Genomic DNA, 21,614 nt, shown 5'->3' on the forward strand with positions numbered 1-21,614 from the left:
GTCGTCTGCGCGCGGGCCCGTCGATGGGTGAAACTAGCCGGTCAAGCCCCGCAGGCAGTCCCGGAAACAACAAGGAAAATTCGGTGAAACTCAGCGATATCGCCCGTCTGGCCGGTGTGTCCGTGACCACCGCCAGCTACGTCATCAATGGCAAGGCCGAACAGCAGCGCATCAGCAGCAGCACCGTCGAGCGCGTGCGTGCGGTGGTCGAGGCCCACGGCTTCACCCCGAACCCCCAGGCCGCCGGCCTGCGCAGCCGCCACACCCGCACCCTGGGCTTCATTCTCCCGGATCTGGAGAACCCCAGCTACGCCCGCATTGCCAAGCAACTGGAGCAAGGCGCCCGTGCCCGTGGCTACCAGTTGCTGATCGCCAGCAGTGACGACCAGCCCGACAGCGAACGCCAGTTGCAGCAGCTGTTCCGTGCCCGGCGCTGCGACGCGCTGTTCGTCGCCAGTTGCCTGCCGCCGGAAGACGAGAGCTACCGCGAACTGCAGGCCAAGGGCCTGCCGGTGATCGCCATCGACCGGCGCCTGGACCCGGCGCACTTCTGCTCGGTGATCAGCGATGACCGCGACGCCAGCCGCCAGCTGGCCCAGAGCCTGTTGAAAACCCGCCCGCGCAGCATCGCCCTGATCGGCGCCCGCCCCGAGCTGTCGGTGAGCCAGGCCCGTGCCGGTGGTTTCGACGAAGCCCTGCAAGGTTTCGCCGGCCAAGTGCGCCGCTGCCAGGGCGAAGCCTTCAGCCGCGAGTGCGGCCAACGCCTGATGCAACAGCTGATCGATGAACTGGGTGGCCTGCCGGATGCATTGGTGACCACGTCCTACGTGCTGCTGCAAGGCGTGTTCGACACGCTTCAGGCGCGCCCCGAGGACTCACGCCAGCTGCAGTTGGGCACCTTCGGCGACAACCAGTTGCTCGACTTCCTGCCGCTGCCGGTAAACGCCATGGCCCAGCAGCACGGCCTGATTGCCGCCACCGCGCTGGAGCTGGCCCTGGCCGCCATCGAGGACAAGCGCTACGAGCCCGGCGTGCACGCCATCGGCCGCACCTTCAAGCAGCGGATCGCCAAGGCCTGAGCATGCGCCTGATCGACACCCACACCCACCTCGACTTCGCCGATTTCGACGCCGACCGCCCGCGCCTTCTGGCCAACGCGGCGGCGCGCGGGGTGGAGCGCATGGTGGTGCTGGGGGTGTACCAGGACAACTTCCAGCGAGTCTGGGACCTGGCCTGCGCCAACGAAGGCGTGTACGCGGCGCTGGGGCTGCACCCGATCTACCTCGAGCAGCACCTTCCTGAGCACCTGGCGCAGTTGCGCGACTGGCTCGAACGCCTGCGCGGCAACCCGCGGCTGTGCGCGGTGGGTGAGTTCGGCCTGGACTTCTACCTGCCCGAACTGGACCCGACGCGCCAGCAGGCGTTGTTCGAGGCCCAACTGCAACTGGCCTGCGACTTCGAGCTGCCGTCACTGCTGCATGTGCGCCGCAGCCACGCCCAGGTGATCGCCACGCTCAAGCGCTACAAGCCGGTGCGGGCGGGGATCATCCATGCCTTTGCCGGCAGCTACGAAGAGGCGCGGGAGTACATCAAGCTCGGCTTCAAGCTGGGATTGGGCGGCGCCGGCACCTGGCCCCAGGCATTGCGCCTGCGCAAGACCCTGCCGCGGTTGCCCCTGGACAGCGTGGTGCTGGAGACCGACGCGCCGGACATGGCGCCGGCGATGTTCCCGGGGCAGCGCAACAGCCCGGAATATTTACCAGAGATTGCACAGGCACTGGCTGAAGTAATAGGTGTCGATGTCGAGCAACTGGCGAAGACCAGCACCCACAATGCCTGCGCACTGTTCGGCTGGTAAATCACCGCTGTTCCAGCCTGCACTTTGGCAACACCCAGAAGCTACTTTTCTGTTTCCGACACCTCGACCGTCCAACTAGATTGATGCCCCGAACGCGCTTGGGTGAATCTTGCTCAAGTACGCCTACGAGCTGGTCACAAGGATATCGAGGTTGGCAATGGACCGTCTGAATGCAACTCCTCCACACCTGAACACCCAGAGCGATCTGGGACAAGCCCTGATTTCCATGTTCAAGTCAGTGGAAGCGGAAATGGTGCAAGAGCAAGCAGGGCCAGGCGCATTGAAAATCATCATATTCGGAGGGTGTGCTGTCCACCTCTATACTCATCATCGCGTTTCCGTGGATGTCGATGCCGAATGTTACGAGAACAGCCTCGCCGAGCCGTTCGACTTGCAAGCTCTACTCGCCGAAGTCCCTCAAGCCTTCTTCGATGCCCAATCCGGACGCATGCTGGAGTTGCACTACGACCTGCATTACACCACAACTTTCGGGCCGATCCACGAAGACTATCTGGAGCGCAGCCTGCCATTGGCAGAGTTCCCGGAAACCTCCCCCTTGCATATTCGTATCGCAGCGCCTGTCGACATCGCCATATCGAAGCTGGCCAGGGCAAGCGAACAAGACTTGAGTGACATTCACGCATTGCTCCGTTCGGGTCTCATCCTGACCACTGACTTACGGAGGCTGGCACTGGAGGCAATCGATGTGTATGTTGGGTCCAAGGAACCACCGACCACCGTACTGACCAATCTCTTGCAAGACTTCCTGGAGCCCGAAGATGGCGAAGCGTCTTGACGGCAACCTCTTCACATCCGCGCTGGACAAGCTGGCCAGATCTCCCTTGAATGAAGCGGATGACTCAACCCTTGTCCACGTAGCGCAGGCTGTCTGGTATTCGGATGTCGACCTGGTCAGCGCTGCGCGAGCGTTTCTGAGGTGTCATCCCGATGAACTTCAGGTCCGTCGAGTGGGTTACTTGTTGGAGAAATTGACGCGCTTCTCCTGTGCTTCGGTCCACCGTGTCATGGATACCCGCCACGCACTTGAGCTGTTTCCCCACGCCATGCCAATTGCCCAGTCACCGACCGCTGTACGCAAGCGCCGTGATGAACTGGCAGCATCCTGGGGGCTTGATGAAGGGCTCGGTTTGAAAGCGCAAGCCCTGCTGCCTTACCAGACCCGCCATTACGAAGCCAAGCAAACCAACTCCTGAAACCGCTGCTCCAACCATTCGAATCGCCTCGTCCATTCAGCCCCGCAACACTAGGGTCTGTACGAAATGTGTCTGCGCGAAGGCCAGACAAGGCGAAACGGGGGGAGGAACGGCCGGGGTCGCGCCCGACTGTACTGGAGTACATGAGCATTCCGAGCCCCGTTTCAACGCAGTATGGGCGAGTGCAGATACATTCCGTACAGAGCCTAGTCACTAGACCCGAAACGCCCCGATCAGCCGCTTGAGCTCCACCACCTGCGCCGACAATGCGCGGCTAGCATCTTCGGTCTGACAAGCGCCTTCGGTAGTGTCCTGCGCCGCACGGTTGATCGCCACGATGTTCTGGTCGATGTCGTGGGCCACGGCGGTCTGCTGTTCGACGGCGGCGGCGATCTGCTGGTTCTGCTCGACGATCCCACCGACCGCGCCAAGGATATTGCCCAGCGCCTGCTGCACCTGGCGCGCTTCGTCCACGGTGCCGGCGGCCATCTGGTGGCTGCTGCCCATCACCCGCACCGCCGCGCCCACGCCTTCGCGCAGGCGCTGGATCATCTGCGCAATCTCTTCGGTGGAGTCCTGGGTGCGCCTGGCCAGGGTGCGTACCTCATCGGCAACCACGGCAAACCCCCTGCCCTGCTCGCCGGCTCGGGCCGCTTCGATGGCGGCGTTGAGGGCCAGCAGGTTGGTCTGCTCGGCGATGCTACGGATCACTTCCAGCACTCGGCCGATGGCCTGGCTGTCCCCCGCCAGCTGGTTCACCGCCGCCACGCTCTGGTCAATCTCGCCAGCCAGGCGGGCGATGCTGCCCTGCTGGCTCGCCACCAGGTCGCGGCCCGAGGCACTCTCATGGTTGACCCGCTGCGCGCCTTCGGCGGCCAGGGCCGCGCTGCGGGCGACCTCCAGCGCGGTGGCGCTCATCTGGTTCATGGCCGTGGCCACCTGCTCGATCTGCTCGCGCTGGCCACTGACCGCCTGGTTGCTGCGGCTCGACACCGACAGCACCTGGCCGGCCTGTTCCTCGACCGTGGTCACGGTCTTGCCGACCTGCTCGATCAGCCCGCGAATGCGCCGCACGGTCTCGTTGAAACCACGCCCCAACTCGCCCAGCTCGTCTCGGCTGCTGGCCTGGAAGCTGATAGTCATGTCGCCTGCGGCCACCTTGTCCATGGCGGTGCCCAGGTTGCCGAGGGTTTCCCGGGTGGATACGTAGAAGCCGCTGTAGAGGTAGATGATCAATGCGAAGACGCTGGCCAAGGCCGCCACCAGCGCGACCGTGCGCAGGCGGTGCTGGCCGAGGCGCTCTTCCAGTTGCCCGTGCAGATGGGCCAGCACGGCATCGTTCAAGCGGTAGGTTTGCGCCATCAGGTCGCTGGTCTGCTGGTAGAAACCGGCCCACGGCGCGTCCAGGCTCTCGGCCACTACCACCTGGTCCTCGAACAGGGTCGCCGCCTGCTTGACGGTGGCCTGGCTGGCCTGGGCGCTGCTGGCGAGCGCAAGCTTGAGCCCGGCATCGGTTGCCAGGGCGTCATCCAGGCGAATGGCGTAATCGGCGGACAAGCGCTCCAGGCGCTGCAGCAGGTCTTCGAAACGCGCGCTGCCCGAGGAGTCCATGAAGCCGCGGCCCAGGGCCACCGCGCCCATTGCCCGCCCCTCACCGATGGCCTGGGTCACCTGGGCCGTGGCATTGCCGAGCAACTCGCTCAACTGACGCACCGAGGCCTGGCTGTCCTGGCTGAGGCCCGACTGGCTGGCCACCAGCTTGCCCAGCACCTGGGCCTGGGCCAGCAACTTGTCGAACAGCGCCGCCTTGTTCTGCAGCGAACTTTCGTCACGGGCACTGGCGAAGGCCTCGGCCAGCTCTGCACGCTTGGCCTCGAACGCAGGGTCGCTACCCTTGAGGCCATCGAGCCGGGCCTGAACCTTGTCCTGCAGCGCCGCGATACGGCTTTCCACATCGCCGGCCTGGCCCGACTGGCCCAGCACGGCGTTGATCTGCAGCAGGTTGCCGAGGGTCTCCAGGTCGCCGCGCAACGTCAGGCTCTCGGACAACGGCGCCAGCCCCTGCAATTCACCACGGGTGGCCTGGAGCTGGTTGTAGGCGTCGCGTACCAGATAAAAACTGGTGACCAGCATGGGCAGGAAGAACAGGACGCTGATCAGGCTGAACTTCATGCCGAAGCTCAGCCGGTTCATCAGTGCGATGGCCGGATAGAGCAGACGCTTCACAGGTCACCTCCTTGAATTCTTGTTGTTCTGCGGGGTAGCACTAGGCCATCTAGGGCCAGTGGCTTTGTATAGCGCAGATTGGAATCAAGGTTTGTAACTTATGGTTAAGCGCGATTCGGTAGGAGCGGCTTTAACCGCGATGCAGACACCGCGGAGCCTGGCACCCGCTTCGCGGGTGATCGCGGCTGAAGCCGCTCCTACAGGGAGGTGCTAGAAGTCTTTCAGACCAGCACGGTCCACAGGGCAAAGCAGGCATACCACAGCACCGCGCAGCGCAGCAGCAGATCCCACAGGCTGTCCAGCCGCTCCAGGCCGCGCTGGCGGTCCTCCTCCTCAGGGATGTCGTCGGCCACCCGACCAACCTTGGCCACCAGGTGTCCGGCGCTGATGTGCCAGTCGAGCAGTTCGTGCAGCATCACGCGGGTCACCGCGACGAAGTTGCCGACCAGGGCGAAACTCACCGTCATCACTCGTACCGGCAGCCAGTCCATGGCGTGGCGCAGTTGCCCGGCCAGGCTCTGCAAGGCCGGCTGGCGGCTGTTGTCCATGGTCAGCGCCAGCAGGCGGTAGGCCAGCGCCGCCGCCGGGCCGAGCAGGAAGTACCAGAAGATCACCGCGAAGAAGCTCTGGTAGGCCTGCCACAGCAGGTGGCCCTGAACCCGCTTGATCAAGCTCTGGGCGTCGTCGGCGGCCAGCCCCAGGTCGCGCTCGGCCACATGCAGCGCCGCCTGTTCGTCACCCCGGCGCCAGGCGTCGCGAAACGGCCCCAGCGCCGCCTTCACATCGCCGCGCCCCAGGCTGTAGACCAACACCAGCAAATGCACCGGCAGCGCCAGCAAGCCGTAGGCCACCGGCTCCAGCACATGCAAAAGCAGCACGAGCAGCGCCACCGGCGCCAGGATCAGGATGCTCAGCGTCCACCACGGGTGGACCTTGCCGCTGCGCTCCAGGCGCACCAGCTCGCCGAGGTAGAAACCGTCGCGCTGCAACCGCTGGCGCAGGGCCGAGAACTTCTCGACCCACAGCGCCAGCACCAACACCAGAAAACTCATGCCTTGTCCTCGTTGCGTTGCAGCGCGGCGCGGTAGCGCGGCCAGTCGAAGGCCGGGCCCGGGTCGGTCTTGCGCTGCGGAGCGATATCGTTGTGGCCACAGATGCGCTGGGCGTCGATCACCGGCCAAGCCGCGCGGATCTCGCGGGTCAGCCGCTCCAGGGTGGCATACTGGGCATCGGTGTAGGGCAGCTCGTCGGTGCCTTCCAGCTCGATGCCGATGGAAAAATCGTTGCAGCCCTCGCGCTCGCCGAAGCGCGACACGCCGGCATGCCAGGCACGGTCGAGCAACGAGACGAACTGGGTCACCGCGCCATCGCGCTCGACGAACAGGTGCGCCGAGACGGTCAGGTGGTTGATGGTCGCGAAATACGGGTGCTCGTCCGGGTCCAGGCGGTTCTGGAAGAACTGTTGCACCTTGCCGGTGCCGAAGCAGGCCGGAGGCAGGCTGATGTTGTGGATGACCAGCAGCGCAATGGCCTCACCTTCGGGGCGGGCGTTGAAGTTCGGCGAGGGGCAGTGGCTGACGCCGGTGAACCAGCCGGTCGCGCGGTCCAATTGCATGGTGCAGATCCTGAAATGACGCCCGAGACAGATGGTCAGTATGCCGTGGGCGGCCAGTGCTTGCATGTAAATGATTGTGTAGGAAGCTTCAGCTTTGCTGCGCCTGCAGCCCACCCAACTGCTCCAGCACCGCCTCCAGTGCCCGCTCGAACAGCAGGCCATTGTCCAACAGGCGTACCTCGCCACGACGCAGGGCCATGGCCAGGCCCATGCGGTTCCATTCGCGCACCTTCATGCCGGTGCGGTTGCTGAAGACCAGCCGGTCGTTGCTGTCGACACGCGCCACCAGCTTGCAGCGCAGCGCCTCGTCGTCGTCCATCACCTCGACCCAGGTGCCGACCTGCAACCGCTGTACCTGATGAACGGCAGGGTCATGCTCGTCGAGCGGCAGGCCAGCGTCCAACTCGGACTCATCACTGACGACCAGCACGATATCGTCCTCCACCCACACTTCGTCCAGCGCGGCATCCGCCTCCGGCGTGCCGCCACAGGCACGCTGATGCAGCTTCTCTAGTTGCAGGAAGAAATCACGGGTGGCGGCGGAGTCCAGCGCCACCCCCGCCAGACCATCGCGCAGCGCCTTGAGCAGGCCCGGCACCTGCTCCAAGAGGCGTTGTGGCTCACGGTACGGGGCAATGCTGACCAGCAGGTCGTCCACTGTCGCCAGGGCCTCGGCCCAGGCTGGCGAAGCCTCACCCTGCTTCAGCCAGGCCAGCAGCAGCACCTGGCTCCAGGATTGCACCAGCATCTGCACCACCACCTGCGGCAGCACCCGGCCATGCAGGCGGTCGTTCAGCTCCTGCTGCACACGCTGGCGGGCCAGCAGCGTACGGGCGCGGCCCTCCTCGGCGTCACGGGTGCGCTGCTCGAGCAGTTCGTTGCGCCGACGTTCATCCTGGCTGAACGCGAGAAACTCATCGAGCAGCTCGTCGAACAGGGCGCAATCGTCGGAAAAGTCATTGAGCAGGCGCTGCACGATACGTTCGACGCGCAGGTGCAAGCTGTCGCGCAGCCCCTCGGCCTCGGTCTCCCAGCCAATGGCCGCGGCGGCGATTTCGTTGAGCAGGCGGCGCGCCGGGTGGCTGCCACGGCTGAACATGCCCTTGTCGATCAGCGCCACCTTGAGCACAGGGATATGCAGGCGCACGATCAACGCGCGCAGGCTGGCCGGCAGGTTGTGGTCACCCTGGATGAAGGCGAACAGCAGGTCGACCAGATTGATCGTGTCTTCGTCGTCGGTGGCAATGCGCCGCCGCGTGCCGCTGCGCACGCTGACCCGCAACAGCAGTTGCTCCAGCTGCTGGCCAAGGTTGAAGTCATCCGGCTCGCCAGGGGCCGGCACATAGTGCTGCAAGTGGGTGAGCAGGCGCAGCAGGTCGCCGGTACTGGTCGGCTGGGCCGCGCCGGCCGCCTGCAAACGCGGCGTGACCCGCCCGCGCACCGGTGCCAGCAGCGCCTGCACCGAGGCGAAGAACGCCTGGCCAGCGGAGTCGGGCAGGCCGCCCGGCATGGCGCTGGCCGGCACGCGCCTGGCAATGCCGCGCCGGTCCTCGGCACGACGCCGTGGCGCGGGCAGCAGGTCCGGCAGCACGCCGGCACTGGCGAGCAACTGGCTGGCCTCGCCGTAGAGCAGGTCGAGGTCGCGCAGCACGTAGCGCTCGAATAATTTGACCAGCACCATCTTGACGCTGGCGCCGACGCCCAGGTTGCGCCCGGCATCCAGGAAGTAACCGCAGAGGTTGCCTGGGCCGAGTGGGTTGTGCGCGGTTTCCAGCGGCACTTCCAGCAACGTGGTGAAGCGCAGGTTCAGTTGATCGAGCAGAAACCCGTCACGCGACAGCACCCGATCGACCATGGCCTGCACGGCCACGGTTCGCTTCAGCGCCGACCTGTCCTGGGTCTGTGACCTGACCAGGGCCTCGAGCCCACCGCCCTGGCCGATACGCGCGAAGGCGTCGTAGAAGGTGTCGAGGAACCCGCGCTCGATACTCTTGCGCTTGAGGCGCAGATCACGCATGGCCTCGAAGTAGAGGTTCTGGTCGAGGCGGCCACTGGCCTTATCGGCCATTTCGAAGAGGGTGTCGTCGGCATTGTCGAACAGCGCCTGCAAGCCTTGGCGCAATTGCAGCGCAGCCTTGTCGCGCACTTGCAGGAGCAAGACCGGAAGGCATGGCGAGGGCGCACGCGCGCCCCGGTCGATGGCAGCCGCCAAGGGCACCACCTTGCCTTCATCATGCATCCCGGACTCCTTGGTGGATGTTGCGTTGTTCGATTGGAAGGGTGGTCGTCAAAGCTATGACGCCAATTACAAGGCGCTATTATCGGTGAAAATTCTGACAGCTGCTAGCACGCCTTTCGCACGCCTCAACGGACAATGCATTTGCACAATTGCTCAAACCGCCTGACCAAAGGTCATCGGCACGGCAGCTGTACACGCCGCCCCCCTGCCCTATAATCGCCGGCACCTAGCTTGTGGAGCCGACCATGCCGAACCTACGCCTCGCCGACCTGACCGCCGAAATCGAAGCCAACGTGCGCCGCGCGCTGCTCGAGGACATCGGCAGCGGCGACATCACCGCCCAGCTGATCCCAGCCGAGCGCCTGGCCAAGGCGACCATCATTACCCGCGAGGACTGCGTGATCGCCGGCACCGCATGGGTCGATGCGGTTTTCCGCCAACTCGATCCGCGGGTAGCGGTGCACTGGCAGGTTGCCGATGGCGAGCGCGCCACCGCCAACCAGGCCCTGTTCCACCTCGAAGGCCCGGCGCGCTCGCTGCTCAGTGGTGAACGCTCGGCATTGAATTTCCTGCAACTGCTCTCGGGCGTGGCAACCCGCGCACGCTTCCTGGCCGACCTGGTCGAGGGCACCCAGGTGCGCCTGCTCGATACCCGAAAGACCCTGCCGGGCCTGCGCCTGGCGCAGAAGTACGCGGTTACCTGCGGCGGCTGCCACAACCACCGCATCGGCCTGTATGACGCCTTCCTGATCAAGGAAAACCACATCGCCGCCAGTGGCGGCGTGGCCGAGGCAGTGGCGGCGGCGCACCGCATCGCCCCGGGCAAGCCGGTGGAGATCGAGGTGGAAAGCCTGGACGAGCTGCGCCAGGCGCTGGTGGCGGGCGCCGATATCGTCATGCTTGACGAACTGAGCCTGGATGAAATGCGCGAAGCGGTACGCATCACCGCGGGCAAGGCCAAGCTTGAGGCCAGCGGCGGGGTCAACGAAACCACCCTGCGAGTGATCGCCGACACCGGTGTGGACTACATCTCGATCGGTGCGATGACCAAGGATGTGAAGGCGGTGGACCTGTCGATGCGGCTCAGTCTGTGAGCTGAATCGCAGGTACAAAAAAACCGGCCAGATGGCCGGTTTTTTTATCGCCGGGCCAGCCCGCTCCCACGTTGTGTGCAGGAGCGGGCTGGCCCGCAAAGGCTGGATCAGTGCGCGGCGTTGGCCAGGCCGTCCAGGTAACGCTCGACGTCCAGGGCCGCCATGCAGCCGGCACCGGCGGAAGTGATGGCCTGGCGGTAGACGTGGTCGGCCACGTCGCCGGCGGCGAACACGCCCTCGACGTTGGTGGCGGTGGCGTTGCCTTCACGGCCGCCGTGGACCACCAGATAGCCGTCCTTGAGGGTCAGCTGGCCTTCGAACAGCGAGGTGTTCGGGGTGTGGCCGATGGCGATGAACACACCGTCGACCTTGATTTCGTCGAAGCTGCCGTCGTTGTTCTTCAGGCGCGCACCGGTCACGCCCATGTTGTCACCCAGCACTTCGTCCAGGGTGGCGTCGAGCTTGAGTTCGATCTTGCCTTCGGCGACACGGGCGTGCAGCTTGTCGATCAGGATCTTCTCGGCGCGGAAGGTGTCGCGACGGTGTACCAGGGTCACCTTGCTGGCGATGTTGGCCAGGTACAGCGCCTCTTCCACGGCGGTGTTGCCGCCGCCGACGACCGCCACCGGCTTGTTGCGGTAGAAGAAACCGTCGCAGGTGGCGCAGGCCGACACGCCCTTGCCCATGAAGGTTTCTTCCGACGGCAGGCCCAGGTAGCGGGCGCTGGCGCCAGTGGCAATGATCAGCGCATCGCAGGTGTAGGTGCCGCTGTCACCGCGCAGGGTGAACGGCTTGTTGGCCAGGTCGACGGCGTTGATGTGGTCGAAGACGATCTCGGTCTCGAAGCGCTCGGCGTGTTCCTGCATGCGCTGCATCAGGGCCGGGCCGGTCAGGCCGTGGGGGTCGCCCGGCCAGTTGTCGACTTCGGTGGTGGTGGTCAGCTGGCCGCCCGCCTGCATGCCGGTGATCAGCAGCGGCTTGAGGTTGGCGCGGGCGGCATACACCGCGGCGCTGTAACCGGCAGGGCCGGAACCGAGAATGATGACGCGCGAATGACGTACTTCGGACATGTCGAACTCCTGTCGAGCGGGCCGCACGGGGCCGGCGTCGGTGCGCCGGTTGCGCCAGCTGGAATTAAAAGGGACCCACGCAGCACTTGGGGAAGGCTACAACGCGTTGGTCCAAAACCAAAAAAGTTGAGCGCACTGTAGCGAGGCCGCAGAGATTAAGGAAATATCCTTCGACAATCCACCTTATAGACAGTCTCTATCCGCCGAGGAAACCGACAGGCATTATGCCAGCGCTTTGTTACACGCCGTTTCCCGAAGGCGCGGTGCCTTTCGTCGGCGCGCCAAACTCGGTAAGGTCAGCGCGTTTTCCTCAAGCGGAGCATTCCGATGCAAGCCCCCGTCCTGTCCGGCCCGCAGTACCTGCGCGAAGGCCTGAAACTGGTCCTGAGCCCCAGCCTGCGCCTGTTCGTGCTGTTGCCCCTGGCGGTCAACCTGCTGCTGTTCGGCGGCCTGATCTACTTTGCCGGCCACCAGTTCAGCCTGTGGGTCGATGCGCTGATGCCCACCCTGCCCGACTGGCTGGGTTTTCTCACCTACATCCTGTGGCCGCTGTTCGTCGCCCTGGTGCTGTTGATGGTGTTCTTCACCTTCACCCTGCTGGCCAACATTATCGCCGCGCCGTTCAACGGCTTCCTGGCGGAAAAGGTCGAAGTGGTGGTGCGCGGCCAGGACAACTTCCCACCCTTTAGCTGGGGCGAGCTGGTGGCCATGGTGCCACGCACCCTCAGCCGCGAGATGCGCAAGCTTGGCTACTTCCTGCCACGGGCCATCGGCCTGTTCATCCTGTCGTTCATCCCGGTGGTGAACGTGATCGCCGCGCCGCTGTGGCTGGTGTTCGGTATCTGGATGATGGCCATCCAGTACATCGACTACCCGGCGGACAACAACAAGATGAGCTGGCAGGACATGCTCGCCTGGCTGCGCGCCAAGCGCTGGCAATCGATGGGCTTTGGCGGGATCACCTACCTGGCGCTGATGATTCCGGGGGTCAACGTGCTGATGATGCCGGCGGCGGTGGCCGGGGCAACGTTGTTCTGGGTACGTGAACGCGGCTGAATGAACGCCATCGCGGGGCAAGCCCGCTCCCACTAGATCTGTAGGAGCGCGCTTGCCCCGCGATGGCTTGAGTTCGGTCAGTGGTTCAACTGGCTGGAAAACTGCCCCACCGCATCCACCACCTTCTTCGCTCCTTCCTGGATCTCGACGATCACCCCGCCGGTATCGGCGGCCAAGGCCAGGCCCTGCTCGGCCTGGCGCTTGCTGGTGTCGATGATGTCCACCGCGGCCTGGGCCAGCTGTTCGTTCTGCTGCACCACCTTGGCGATTTCCTCGGTGGCGCTGCTGGTGCGCGAGGCCAGTTGGCGCACTTCGTCGGCGACCACGGCGAAACCACGGCCCTGTTCGCCGGCGCGGGCGGCTTCGATGGCGGCGTTGAGCGCCAGCAGGTTGGTCTGCCCGGCGATGTCGCTGATGGTCTTGATGATCGCGCCGATCACCTTCGACTGCTTGTCCAGCGCCTGGATACCCTCGGCGGCGTCCTGCATCGAGCCTTCCAGCCCACGCATCACCTCGACGGTCTGGGTCACCACGTCGGTGGCCTTGCGCGCGCTGTCGTCGGTTTCCAGCGAGGTGGTGTAGGCGATGTCGGCGGCCTGGGCCACGGCCAGTTCCTGGTTGACCTGGTCGGTGATCACGGTGGCGAACTTGACCACTTTGTAGAGCACGTCGTGGGCGTCGATGATCGGGTTGTACGAGGCCTCCAGCCACACCACGCGGCCATGGGCATCGATGCGCTTGAAGCGCTCGGCAACGAATTCGCCGCGGCGCAGCCTGTTCCAGAACTCCTGGTAGCCCGCTGAATTGGCTTCTTCCGGCTCGCAGAACATGCGGTGCGACTTGCCGCGGATCTGTTCGAGGGTGTAGCCCATGGTCTGCAGGAAGCGGTCGTTGGCGGTCAGCACCTGGCCTTCGAGGTTGAACTCGATCACCGCGGTGGAGCGCATCAGGGCCTTGATCAGGCTCTCATGCTCGCGAGACGTCTCGATGGTGCGGGTCAGGTCGCTGGAATGCAGGGAGAAGTATTTGATGCGCCCGTCGCTGTCCTTGACCGGTTGCAGGATCGAGCGCAGCCAGGCCTCTTCGCCGTTGCCACGCAGCAGGCGGAAGGCGCCGTTGAGGTGCTCGCCCCGGGTGATGGCGTGCTTCATGCGCTGATAGAAATCGAGCTTCTTCACATGGGCCGGGACGATCTCCTCGATGTTGCGCCCGATGAGCTGCTCGGCGCGGTAGCCCATTTCGGCCTCGAAGTTGCCATTGACCGACTCGATGCGCCCCTGCGGGTCGAGCTGGAGCACCAGCATCTCGCTGTCGAGGCTGTTCTTGACCTGCTCGATGGACATCAGTTCTTCGCGCAGTTGCTGGATTTCTTTCTTCAGTTTGCTGTTGAACATGGCCGCTCTCCCGGAGCGTATTCCCGTAGTCGAATGCATCTGCATCGGCTGCGTCCCGAGAGTTCTTGAGTGCGTTGCAAGGAAATATTCAAACGGATGGAACTGCCGGAAATCAGGCGTCATCCGCACGTCACAAAGACGTCATATGACCGCAATGGGGGCGTCGGACACTTTTTGCCATGAACACACCGTCCTTGCGCATCACCCTGGTCAGCGAAACCTTCCCACCCGAGATCAATGGCGTGGCCAACACCCTCGGCCGCCTCAGCGAGGGGCTGCGCCAGCGCGGGCATCAGGTCGAACTGATCCGCCCGCGACAGGCTGCCGACAGCGCATCGGGCAACGACGACGAACTGCTGCTGTGCCGCGGCTGGCCATTGCCCGGCTACCCCGGCCTGCAGTGGGGCGAAGTGTCGATGCACAAGCTTTGGCGCCGCTGGCGTCGGCAGCGTCCGGACGTGCTGTACATCGCCACCGAAGGTCCCTTGGGCCTGAGCGCCCTGCGCGCCGCCCGGCGCCTGGGCGTGGCGGTGGTCAGTGGCTTTCATACCAACTTTGCGCAGTATTCTGGGCAGTATGGCCTGGGGCTGCTGTCGCGGCTGCTGACCCACTACCTGCGCTGGTTCCATCGGCGTACCGCCATCACCCTGGTGCCCAGCATCAGCCAGCGCCTGGAACTGCAACGCCGCGGCTTCGAACGCCTTGGCCTGATGGCCCGCGGGGTCGATGCCGGCCTGTTCAACCCGGCAAGGCGCAGCCAGGCCCTGCGCGAGCAGTGGGGGCTGGCCGTGGATGACCTGGCTGTGCTGCACGTCGGGCGCCTGGCCGCGGAGAAGAACCTGGCCTTGCTGCGCCCCTGCATGGAAGCCCTGCGCAGGGCCTACCCGCACCGGCGGCTGCGCCTGGTGATCGTCGGCGATGGCCCACTGCGCGGCCAGCTCGAACAACTGCTGCCCGACGCGGTGTTCTGCGGTGCGCAGCGCGGCGAGGTGCTGGCCGAGCACTATGCCAGCGGCGACCTGTTCCTGTTCCCGAGCCTGACCGAGACCTTTGGCAACGTGGTGCTCGAGGCGCTCGCCTCGGGTCTTGCCGTGGTCGCCTACGATGAAGCCGCGGCCGCCCAGCACATCCGTCACGGCCACAGCGGCGCACTGGCCATGCCGGGTGATCAGGCGGCGTTCATCGACGCCGCCTGCTGGTTGCTGGAGGAAAGCGAAACCCTGCGCCGGGTGCGCCTCAATGCTCGCCAGCATGCCAGCCGCCAGGGCTGGCCGGCGATCATCGAGCAGTTCGAGGGTTACCTGTACGATGCCTGCCGCGGGTTGCAGGCTACCCGCGAACAGTCGCCGCCCCTGGTGATCAAGCCAGGGTCGTCAGCGCCTCACGGCTGAACGGCAGCACATCAGCCTCACGTCCCTCGCGAACCTTGCGCGCCCATTCGGCATCCACCAGCAAGGCGCGTCCCACGGCCACCAGGTCGAACTCCTGGTCCTGCAAGCGTTGCAGCAAGCCTTCGAGGCTGGCCGGCTTGGCCACCTTGTCGGTTGCGACCATGAACTGCAGGAACTCGCCATCCAGGCCGACACTGCCCACGGTGATGGTCGGCTTGCCGGTGAGCTGGCGGGTCCAACCGGCCAGGTTCAGCTCGCTGCCCTCGAATTCCGGCTCCCAGAAGCGCCGGGTAGAGCAGTGGAAGATATCCACACCCGCTTCGCACAAGGGGCTGAGGAATGCCGCCAGTGCCTCCGGGGTCTGTACCAGGCGTGCGTTGTAGTCCTGCTGCTTCCACTGCGAAAAGCGCAGGATGATTGGGAAGTCCGGGCCGACGGCTGCGCGCACGGCCTGGATAAGCTCGATGGCGAAACGCGAGCGTCCGGCCAGGTCACCGCCGTATTCGTCGTCGCGACGGTTGCTGGCCTCCCAAAAGAACTGGTCGATCAGGTAACCGTGGGCGCCGTGGATTTCCACACCGTCCATGCCGATGGCCTGGGCATCTCGCGCGGCCTGGGCGAAGGCGGCGATCACCTCGCGAATGTCGTCGTGGCTCATCTCCTGGACCAGTACCTGGCCATCCTTCTCCTTGCCGCTCGGGCCATAACCCGGCACGTCGGCATCCGGCTCGGTGCCCAGTCGGCGCACACTGCCCACGTGCCACAATTGCGGCACGATGCGCCCGCCTTCGGCATGGACCGCGTCGACCACACGCTTCCAACCGGCCAGGGCATCTTCGCCATGGAAGCGCGGCACATTGGGGTAGCCATTGGCGGCCTTGTGCCCGACCGTGGTGCCCTCGGTGATGACCAACCCGACACCGGCGGCGGCGCGGCGACGGTAATAGTCGACCACTGCGTCATGGGGTACGCCACCGGGGCAGAAGGTACGAGTCATCGGTGCCATGACCACACGGGTCGGCAGATCGAGGGTGCCGAGGGTAAAGGGCTGGAACAGAGGGTTGCTGGACATGCGGCGCTCCCGACGGGTGAGGAAATGCGCCTGAGCTTAGGGGTCGCCTGGCGGATGGCCCAGCATTATTGATTGCAGTGATCGGCCGTCATCGTTGTGAGCGGAGCGAATTGCAACAGGAAATTTATTTTCAGAAAGGGCTTGAATTCGTCCGGCGCTTGCCTGACTTTAGAGTCAAGAGGCGCAGGAAAACCAACGCCCTCAGTGGCCTAGGCGCGCCTCTCGCGAGCAAGCTGAATAAGGATTGAATCATGCAAATCCAGGTCAACAGCAGCAACCATATCGAAGGCAACATCCGTCTCGACCAATGGGTCCGCAGTACCCTGCAAAGCAGCCTCGAACGTTACGAGGACGACCTCACCCGCATTGAAGTCCACCTGCGTGACGAAAACGGCGCCAAGCCCGGTCCCCACGACAAACGCTGCCAGATGGAGGCTCGCCCGAAGGGTCACCAGCCGATTTCCGTGACCCACACCGCCACTTCGCTGGAACATGCCGTCGATGGCGCCGCCAGCAAACTGAATCACGCCCTGGAACACTTCTACGGCAAGTTGCGCAGCAAGCGCGGCGCCCTGGAACTGAGTGACCCAGACGCCTGACCGGCAACGGGTCAGACAAGAACGCCCGGCCTTGCGCCGGGCGTTTTCGTTGTTCGCCGATCAGCGGGCCTGAACCAACCTTGGCCGAGCCCGGTCAACTTCTGCAATCATTCACTGCAGACCCCGACCATGAACAATCCCTTTGATCAGATCAGCGCCGCCTTCGCCCCGGAGTACCGGGTCAACCTGAGCATCGAGCGCCTGGACGGCAGCATCATGCTGACCCTCTCCGACGACAGTGGCGTGGTTGCCAAGCGCCTGATCAGCCAGGCCCAGCGCAACGACCCGGTACGCCTGCAGCGGGTCATCGACAGCATCCGCCTGGGCCTGGCCATCGAGCTGGGGCAGAACCCGCTGGAAGTGCTTGCCGCGCTGACCCGCCCCGCGCACGGCGAGCGCCGCTTCCCTGCCGCCGGCCTGGCCAACTGAGGGCTATTTGCCCTCGTCCACTTCCTTGCCACTGGCATCCAGCGCCTTGGTCGACGGGTAGCGGTACGAGGCGTAGCGCACCACCAGGATGGCGAAGGCCAGCAGCAGGATGCCACCGCACACGTACAGCAGCCCGACATCCGGCGCCTTGTGGTGCGAGACGTCGCCGATCAGCAGGCGCGTGAGCGCGGTGATCGCCACGTAGAGCAGGAAGCGGATCGGCATGTGGTTGGTCTTGAAGTAGATCCCCACCATCGCCCCCAGCTCCAGGTAGATGAACAGCAGCAGGATGTCATCGACGCTCACCCCGCCCTTGCCCAGCATGTCCAGGAAGGTCACCACCGCCGCATAGGCGGTGATCGCGCCTATACCGAACAGCGCCAGGTAGTGGAAGGCCTCCACACACAGGTTGCCCAGCGAGTCGGCGGAGCCGTGCAGGCCCTTGCGCAGCTTTTCTGCCCATTTGATGTTCACGATGTTCGATTCCTGATACTGAAGGTCTGGTGCCATGCAGTTAAAGGGCCATGGCTCCTGTCTTGGAAGGCGGTCGATTGCCGCAGGGCACCTGTGGGCTACGCTGATTTTCAGTTTGCCTGGCCATCATTGCAGTTGCAGGGTGATGGCCTGGCGATGTACTGTATAAAAATACAGTTGTCCGCAACCCAATCAGCAAAAAGGCACAGAGGTGATGAATGGCCGTCGAAGTGGTGTACCGCAGCAGCCGCGACCCGGAGCGCTTGTTCATGGATAAGGCCGAAGCAGACCGTCACGACAAGATGCTCGAGCTGGCCGAACGCCTGGCCGAGGTACTGCACAAGGCGGTGCCTTCGATGAGCGAGCAGCAGGTAGAGGAAGCCGGCATCTACATGGCCAAGAACCGCGATGTGTTCGCCCGGGCATTCAAGAGCCAGCCCGATGCGCTGGCGGAGCTGCTTGAAGGCGGCGCGGTAGAATGACGCCATCGCGGGGCAAGCCCGCAAGGCCCGCATCCATGGAAAATCTCGTGGGAGCGGGCTTGCCCCGCGAAATGGCTTTCAGCCGTACAGCAATCTTTCCGCCAGCATCTGCGCCACCCGTGCCGGAGAACGCTTCTCCGCCTGGGCATGGGCGAACACTTCGGTCAGCCGCGACGGTATCCGCGCCAGGTGTGCGGTAATGGTCCCCAGCCCTTCGCCCCGATGGGTAAGCGCCACATAGATCAACCCACCGGCATTGATCACATAATCCGGCGCATACAGGATGCCCCGGCTCTCCAACTGGTCGGCCACCTGCAGCGTGGTCAACTGGTTGTTCGCCGACCCCGCCACTGCCGCGCAACGCAGTTGCATCACGCTCTGCCCGTTCAACACCGGCCCGACGCCACACGGCGCAAAGATGTCGCACGGCGTGCTGAGCAAGGCCTCATGGGCCACCGGGTGGGCATTTAGCTGCTCCACGGCCAGCCGCACCTTGCCTGCATCCAGGTCGCTGACCAGCAATTCGGCACCCGCCGCATGGAGTTGCTCGGCCAGCGCATAGCCGACGTTGCCCAACCCTTGCACCGCCACTCGCAGCCCCTCCAGGTTGTCACTGCCAAGCCTTGCCATCGAGGTGGCGCGGATGCCGGCGAACACGCCCAGCGCCGCATGGGGCGAAGGATCGCCCGAGGCGGTGGTACTGGTGACGTAGGGGGTGGCCTGGGCAATGCAGTCCATGTCGAGGGTCGAGGTGCCGCTGTCCACGGCGGTGATGAAACGCCCCTGAAGCGTGTCGACGAAGCGCCCGAACGCTTCGAACAACGCTGCACGGTTTTCCACATGCGGATTGCGCACGATCACCGCCTTGCCGCCGCCCATCGGCAGGCCAGCCAAGGCCGCCTTGTAGCTCATGCCCTGGGCCAGGCGGATGGCATCGGTCATGGCGCTCTCGTCGTCGGCATAGGGCAAGTAGCGACAGCCGCCCATGGCCGGGCCGAGTTGTTCGCTGTGAATCGCCACCACGGCCTTCAAACCCGTGGGCGGGTCGATGAACAGGTGCAGTGACTGGGTGCGGGTGCTTTGCATGAGCGCGAACATCGACGGGCTCCCCCGAGAGGTGCTCCTACCAGTATAAACAGGTCAAGGCCGCACACCGCGCGGGCGGACCACTGGACGAAAAGCCGCGCCAGGGCTACAAGTTAAGCGTGATGGAGAAGCCCCATGAACCCACGCCAAGCCTGCCTGGCCTGCCTGGAACGCGAGCCGGTCGCCCTGCTGGAAGCCTCGCTGTGGATCGCTGCCGAGCATGACCGCACTGTCGAGCCCGCGGCCAGCCTGGCCAGGCTGCACGAGCTGCAACGCGAAGTCAGCACCAGCCTGCCGATGCTGCCGGTCAACGAACTGGCCCAGCCTTTGCTGCGTCAGCTCAACGCACTGGGCTACCAGCAGGACGAGTACCACCCGTTGCGTCCACACGTGGCCTTGATGGACAAAGTGCTGCAACGCCGGCGTGGCCAACCTCTGCTGCTGGCGATCCTTGCTCTGGAGCTGGCCCGCCGCCTGTCGATTCCCCTGGAGGGCGTGAACTTTCCCGGCCACTTCCTGCTGCGCGTGCCCGGTGCCGACCACCTGCTCGACCCTTGCGGCGGCCGGCGCCTGTACCCCAACGACTGCCGCGAGCTGCTCGCCCGCCAGTTCGGCCCACAGCTGCCGCTGACCGCCGAGCACCTGCGCAGCGCCTCGCCGATGCAGATGCTCCAGCGCCTGTCGCGCAACCTTCGCCAGTTGCATATCAGCAACGACAACGACCTCGCGGCGCTTATCGACGCCGAGCGGGTCATGCAACTGGGCCCGGTGCAGGTCGGCGACTACCTGGCGCGGGCCACGTTGTACCAACACCTGGACTGCCCCCAGGCAGAGCGCTTCGACCTGGAGCACGCACTGCTGCTGACCGACGACCCGGTGCAGCGCCTGAAACTCACGGAACGCCTTGGCCAGTTGCCCAACGGCAGACGCTCAATCCACTAAAGCCTCGCCCTTCACCGTCGCTTCGCGCTGCTGCGGTGCGCGTACCCGGCTGATCAGCAGCGCGCCGAGCAGCGCCGGCACGGCGCAGAAGAAGAAGATCTGCTCCACAGGCATGTGCAAGGTCAGCAGCAGACTGCCAAGCAAAGGTCCGAGGATCGAGCCGAAGCGCCCGACACCCAAGGCCCAGCCGGTACCGGTGGCGCGCACCTGGGCCGGGTAGAAGTTGCTGACGAAGGCATTGAGCGTCAACTGCCCGCCAATGATGCAGAACCCGGCGGCGAACACACTGGGCACCAGCCAGCGCGGATCATCATGGTTAATGCCGACCAGCACGCTGAACAGCGCTGCCCCCAAAAGCACGCCCGCCAACAAATGGGCCTTGTTGGCCATGCGGTCGGCGCACCAGGCCAGGCACACCGCGCCGAAGGTGCCGGCGAACAGGAACAGCGAAGTCACCAGGTTGGCCTGGTTCAGCGCCAGCCCGCTTTCCTGCAGCAGCGACGGCAGCCAGCTGATCATGAAGTACAACAGGATCAGGCTGACAAAGAAGGTGCTCCACAGCAGCAGCGTGGGCCGGGCGAACCCCTCGCGAAACAGCGCCACCACGGTGAGCTTGCTGTCCGCCGGCTCGTCGGTGGCGATGCGCGCCGCCGGTACCTGCCAGCCCGGCAGCAGGCGAGCGGTGACCCGCTGCAACCGTGCATAGGGCGGGGCGTCGCGCAGCAGGCGCGGCAGTGACTCGGGCAGGAACAGCGCCAGGAACGGGAACAGCAGCAAGGGCGCCACGCCGCCGGCGAGGAACACCGCCTGCCAGCCGTAATGATCGATGAAGCCTGCGGCGACGAAGCCCCCCGCAGCGCCACCCAGCGAGAAACCGCAGGCCGCCAGGGTGACCATCAAGGTGCGCAGTCGGGGCGGCGCGTAGTCGGCCATCAGCGCCATGGCGCTGGGCATCGCGCCGCCCATGCCGATACCGCAGAGAAAGCGCGCCAGCATCAGGCTGTCGAGGGAAGTGGCGAACACCATCAGCAGAGTCAGGCTGGCGTACAGCAGCACGCAGCACAGCAGCACCCGGCGCACGCCGAAGCGGTCGGCCAGTGGCGTGACCGCCAGCGAACCGACCGTCAGCCCCAGCAGGTTGGCGCTGAACACCGGCCCGAAAGCGGCCTTTTCCAGGCCCCAGTCCTGGGCCAGCGCGGGGATCACATAGCCCAGCACCTGGGCGTCATAACCATCGGTGACCAACAGCAGGATCAACAGCAGCAGCAGGCGCCACTGGTAGGGTGACACCGGGCGCGCGTCTAGCGCCGCGCGAAAGCTGGCTATCTGGTTGTGCATCGCAAGGTCCCTGTCTTTTGTTGTTATGAGTGCAG

21 protein-coding genes and 2 pseudogenes are annotated in these 21,614 nt (G+C 64.9%); 11 read left to right on the top strand and 12 right to left on the bottom strand.

The annotated features are described in order from the left end of the window. Positions 1-83: 83 nt before the first annotated feature. From cra to BMY03_RS03650, 4 genes are all read left to right on the top strand, one after another. On the top strand, positions 84-1,079 hold the full coding sequence (gene cra / locus BMY03_RS03635) for a catabolite repressor/activator (protein WP_094010260.1): 996 nt from the start codon (positions 84-86) through the stop codon (positions 1,077-1,079). Positions 1,080-1,081: 2 nt separating this feature from the next. Then, positions 1,082-1,858: a TatD family hydrolase gene (locus tag BMY03_RS03640; protein ID WP_094010261.1), complete on the top strand. Its 777-nt coding sequence runs from the start codon at positions 1,082-1,084 to the stop codon at positions 1,856-1,858. Positions 1,859-2,015: 157 nt separating this feature from the next. After that, positions 2,016-2,654 carry a DUF6036 family nucleotidyltransferase gene (locus BMY03_RS03645; RefSeq protein ID WP_232888038.1) on the top strand — a complete coding sequence of 213 codons (639 nt, stop codon included), beginning with the start codon at positions 2,016-2,018 and terminating at the stop codon, positions 2,652-2,654. Continuing rightward, entirely contained in the window at positions 2,638-3,072 is a 435-nt protein-coding gene (locus BMY03_RS03650; RefSeq protein ID WP_094010262.1) for a hypothetical protein, read from the top strand. The genes BMY03_RS03645 and BMY03_RS03650 overlap by 17 nt, the downstream gene beginning before the upstream one ends. Positions 3,073-3,285: 213 nt before the next feature. On the opposite strand, the gene BMY03_RS26870 is transcribed toward BMY03_RS03650, so the two are convergent. The 5 genes and pseudogenes from BMY03_RS26870 to BMY03_RS03670 all read right to left on the bottom strand — a co-directional run bounded on the left by BMY03_RS26870 (position 3,286) and on the right by BMY03_RS03670 (position 9,152). Further along, positions 3,286-3,999, bottom strand: coding sequence for a methyl-accepting chemotaxis protein (locus BMY03_RS26870; protein WP_371041507.1), 714 nt, complete (start codon positions 3,997-3,999; stop codon positions 3,286-3,288). A gap of 144 nt (positions 4,000-4,143) precedes the next feature. After that, positions 4,144-5,265 (bottom strand): annotated as a pseudogene (locus tag BMY03_RS26875) (HAMP domain-containing protein); the annotation flags it as partial. A gap of 254 nt (positions 5,266-5,519) precedes the next feature. Then, complete coding sequence (gene ampE, locus BMY03_RS03660; RefSeq protein WP_094010264.1) at positions 5,520-6,350, bottom strand: regulatory signaling modulator protein AmpE; 831 nt, start codon at positions 6,348-6,350, stop codon at positions 5,520-5,522. Next, positions 6,347-6,913, bottom strand: coding sequence for a 1,6-anhydro-N-acetylmuramyl-L-alanine amidase AmpD (gene ampD / locus BMY03_RS03665; RefSeq protein WP_038707380.1), 567 nt, complete (start codon positions 6,911-6,913; stop codon positions 6,347-6,349). Before ampD ends, ampE begins: the two co-directional genes overlap by 4 nt. A gap of 88 nt (positions 6,914-7,001) precedes the next feature. After that, positions 7,002-9,152, bottom strand: a complete 2,151-nt coding sequence (locus BMY03_RS03670) for a DUF1631 domain-containing protein (RefSeq protein WP_038707379.1) — start codon at positions 9,150-9,152, stop codon at positions 7,002-7,004. Positions 9,153-9,397: 245 nt separating this feature from the next. On the opposite strand from BMY03_RS03670, the gene nadC reads away from it, so the two are divergent. Next, a complete protein-coding gene (gene nadC / locus BMY03_RS03675; RefSeq protein ID WP_094010265.1) occupies positions 9,398-10,246 on the top strand; it encodes a carboxylating nicotinate-nucleotide diphosphorylase in 849 nt (282 codons plus the stop codon). A 107-nt stretch (positions 10,247-10,353) separates the two neighbouring features. On the opposite strand, the gene trxB is transcribed toward nadC, so the two are convergent. After that, positions 10,354-11,316 carry a thioredoxin-disulfide reductase gene (gene trxB, locus BMY03_RS03680; RefSeq protein WP_038707377.1) on the bottom strand — a complete coding sequence of 321 codons (963 nt, stop codon included), beginning with the start codon at positions 11,314-11,316 and terminating at the stop codon, positions 10,354-10,356. Positions 11,317-11,643: 327 nt separating this feature from the next. On the opposite strand from trxB, the gene cysZ reads away from it, so the two are divergent. Beyond that, a complete protein-coding gene (cysZ, locus tag BMY03_RS03685) occupies positions 11,644-12,372 on the top strand; it encodes a sulfate transporter CysZ (protein ID WP_038707376.1) in 729 nt (242 codons plus the stop codon). A 77-nt stretch (positions 12,373-12,449) separates the two neighbouring features. On the opposite strand, the gene BMY03_RS26880 is transcribed toward cysZ, so the two are convergent. Further along, positions 12,450-12,881: a methyl-accepting chemotaxis protein gene (locus BMY03_RS26880; protein WP_371041508.1), complete on the bottom strand. Its 432-nt coding sequence runs from the start codon at positions 12,879-12,881 to the stop codon at positions 12,450-12,452. Positions 12,882-13,043: 162 nt separating this feature from the next. Next, positions 13,044-13,889: pseudogene (locus BMY03_RS26885) on the bottom strand (PAS domain-containing protein); the annotation flags it as partial. 56 nt (positions 13,890-13,945) lie between these two features. Here BMY03_RS26885 and BMY03_RS03695 point away from each other — a divergent pair. After that, positions 13,946-15,157, top strand: a complete 1,212-nt coding sequence (locus BMY03_RS03695) for a glycosyltransferase family 4 protein (RefSeq protein ID WP_094010266.1) — start codon at positions 13,946-13,948, stop codon at positions 15,155-15,157. Here BMY03_RS03695 and BMY03_RS03700 read toward each other — a convergent pair. Continuing rightward, positions 15,126-16,229, bottom strand: a complete 1,104-nt coding sequence (locus BMY03_RS03700) for an NADH:flavin oxidoreductase (RefSeq protein WP_094010267.1) — start codon at positions 16,227-16,229, stop codon at positions 15,126-15,128. The two genes, BMY03_RS03695 and BMY03_RS03700, sit on opposite strands and share 32 nt — an antisense overlap. A gap of 251 nt (positions 16,230-16,480) precedes the next feature. On the opposite strand from BMY03_RS03700, the gene BMY03_RS03705 reads away from it, so the two are divergent. Together BMY03_RS03705 and BMY03_RS03710 are read left to right on the top strand one after the other, a co-directional pair. Beyond that, positions 16,481-16,828 (top strand): HPF/RaiA family ribosome-associated protein, encoded by a 348-nt coding sequence (locus BMY03_RS03705; protein ID WP_023630676.1) that lies wholly within the window; start codon positions 16,481-16,483, stop codon positions 16,826-16,828. 129 nt (positions 16,829-16,957) lie between these two features. Continuing rightward, positions 16,958-17,257, top strand: coding sequence for a DUF3509 domain-containing protein (locus BMY03_RS03710; RefSeq protein ID WP_094010268.1), 300 nt, complete (start codon positions 16,958-16,960; stop codon positions 17,255-17,257). A 3-nt stretch (positions 17,258-17,260) separates the two neighbouring features. Here BMY03_RS03710 and BMY03_RS03715 read toward each other — a convergent pair whose 3' ends face one another. Then, entirely contained in the window at positions 17,261-17,731 is a 471-nt protein-coding gene (locus tag BMY03_RS03715; protein WP_031315617.1) for a phosphate-starvation-inducible protein PsiE, read from the bottom strand. A 218-nt stretch (positions 17,732-17,949) separates the two neighbouring features. Between BMY03_RS03715 and BMY03_RS03720 the strand changes: the two genes are divergently transcribed. Then, positions 17,950-18,213 (top strand): YebG family protein, encoded by a 264-nt coding sequence (locus BMY03_RS03720; RefSeq protein ID WP_023631474.1) that lies wholly within the window; start codon positions 17,950-17,952, stop codon positions 18,211-18,213. Between the two features lie 78 nt (positions 18,214-18,291). Here the strand turns inward: BMY03_RS03720 and BMY03_RS03725 are convergent, their stop codons facing one another. Further along, a complete protein-coding gene (locus tag BMY03_RS03725; protein ID WP_094010269.1) occupies positions 18,292-19,311 on the bottom strand; it encodes a Leu/Phe/Val dehydrogenase in 1,020 nt (339 codons plus the stop codon). Positions 19,312-19,434: 123 nt separating this feature from the next. On the opposite strand from BMY03_RS03725, the gene BMY03_RS03730 reads away from it, so the two are divergent. Continuing rightward, a complete protein-coding gene (locus tag BMY03_RS03730; RefSeq protein ID WP_094010270.1) occupies positions 19,435-20,241 on the top strand; it encodes a SirB1 family protein in 807 nt (268 codons plus the stop codon). Here BMY03_RS03730 and BMY03_RS03735 read toward each other — a convergent pair. Next, entirely contained in the window at positions 20,230-21,579 is a 1,350-nt protein-coding gene (locus tag BMY03_RS03735; protein WP_038707371.1) for an MFS transporter, read from the bottom strand. The two genes, BMY03_RS03730 and BMY03_RS03735, sit on opposite strands and share 12 nt — an antisense overlap. Between the last annotated feature and the right edge of the window lie 35 nt (positions 21,580-21,614).

Origin of the sequence: Pseudomonas soli, assembly GCF_900110655.1 — a bacterium.
Taxonomy (GTDB): domain Bacteria; phylum Pseudomonadota; class Gammaproteobacteria; order Pseudomonadales; family Pseudomonadaceae; genus Aquipseudomonas; species Aquipseudomonas soli.

What these genes read in the sequence shown, in the direction of transcription:
- BMY03_RS03640 (WP_094010261.1), top strand. Translation starts at nt 1,082, where the DNA reads ATGCGCCTGATCGACACCCACACCCACCTCGACTTCGCCGATTTCGAC.
- BMY03_RS03645 (WP_232888038.1), top strand. Translation starts at nt 2,016, where the DNA reads ATGGACCGTCTGAATGCAACTCCTCCACACCTGAACACCCAGAGCGAT.
- BMY03_RS03650 (WP_094010262.1), top strand. Translation starts at nt 2,638, where the DNA reads ATGGCGAAGCGTCTTGACGGCAACCTCTTCACATCCGCGCTGGACAAG.
- BMY03_RS26870 (WP_371041507.1), bottom strand. Translation starts at nt 3,999, where the DNA reads ATGAACCAGATGAGCGCCACCGCGCTGGAGGTCGCCCGCAGCGCGGCC.
- ampE (WP_094010264.1), bottom strand. Translation starts at nt 6,350, where the DNA reads ATGAGTTTTCTGGTGTTGGTGCTGGCGCTGTGGGTCGAGAAGTTCTCG.
- ampD (WP_038707380.1), bottom strand. Translation starts at nt 6,913, where the DNA reads ATGCAATTGGACCGCGCGACCGGCTGGTTCACCGGCGTCAGCCACTGC.
- BMY03_RS03670 (WP_038707379.1), bottom strand. Translation starts at nt 9,152, where the DNA reads ATGCATGATGAAGGCAAGGTGGTGCCCTTGGCGGCTGCCATCGACCGG.
- nadC (WP_094010265.1), top strand. Translation starts at nt 9,398, where the DNA reads ATGCCGAACCTACGCCTCGCCGACCTGACCGCCGAAATCGAAGCCAAC.
- trxB (WP_038707377.1), bottom strand. Translation starts at nt 11,316, where the DNA reads ATGTCCGAAGTACGTCATTCGCGCGTCATCATTCTCGGTTCCGGCCCT.
- cysZ (WP_038707376.1), top strand. Translation starts at nt 11,644, where the DNA reads ATGCAAGCCCCCGTCCTGTCCGGCCCGCAGTACCTGCGCGAAGGCCTG.
- BMY03_RS26880 (WP_371041508.1), bottom strand. Translation starts at nt 12,881, where the DNA reads ATGCGTGGGCTGGAAGGCTCGATGCAGGACGCCGCCGAGGGTATCCAG.
- BMY03_RS03695 (WP_094010266.1), top strand. Translation starts at nt 13,946, where the DNA reads ATGAACACACCGTCCTTGCGCATCACCCTGGTCAGCGAAACCTTCCCA.
- BMY03_RS03700 (WP_094010267.1), bottom strand. Translation starts at nt 16,229, where the DNA reads ATGTCCAGCAACCCTCTGTTCCAGCCCTTTACCCTCGGCACCCTCGAT.
- BMY03_RS03705 (WP_023630676.1), top strand. Translation starts at nt 16,481, where the DNA reads ATGCAAATCCAGGTCAACAGCAGCAACCATATCGAAGGCAACATCCGT.
- BMY03_RS03710 (WP_094010268.1), top strand. Translation starts at nt 16,958, where the DNA reads ATGAACAATCCCTTTGATCAGATCAGCGCCGCCTTCGCCCCGGAGTAC.
- BMY03_RS03720 (WP_023631474.1), top strand. Translation starts at nt 17,950, where the DNA reads ATGGCCGTCGAAGTGGTGTACCGCAGCAGCCGCGACCCGGAGCGCTTG.
- BMY03_RS03725 (WP_094010269.1), bottom strand. Translation starts at nt 19,311, where the DNA reads ATGTTCGCGCTCATGCAAAGCACCCGCACCCAGTCACTGCACCTGTTC.
- BMY03_RS03730 (WP_094010270.1), top strand. Translation starts at nt 19,435, where the DNA reads ATGAACCCACGCCAAGCCTGCCTGGCCTGCCTGGAACGCGAGCCGGTC.
- BMY03_RS03735 (WP_038707371.1), bottom strand. Translation starts at nt 21,579, where the DNA reads ATGCACAACCAGATAGCCAGCTTTCGCGCGGCGCTAGACGCGCGCCCG.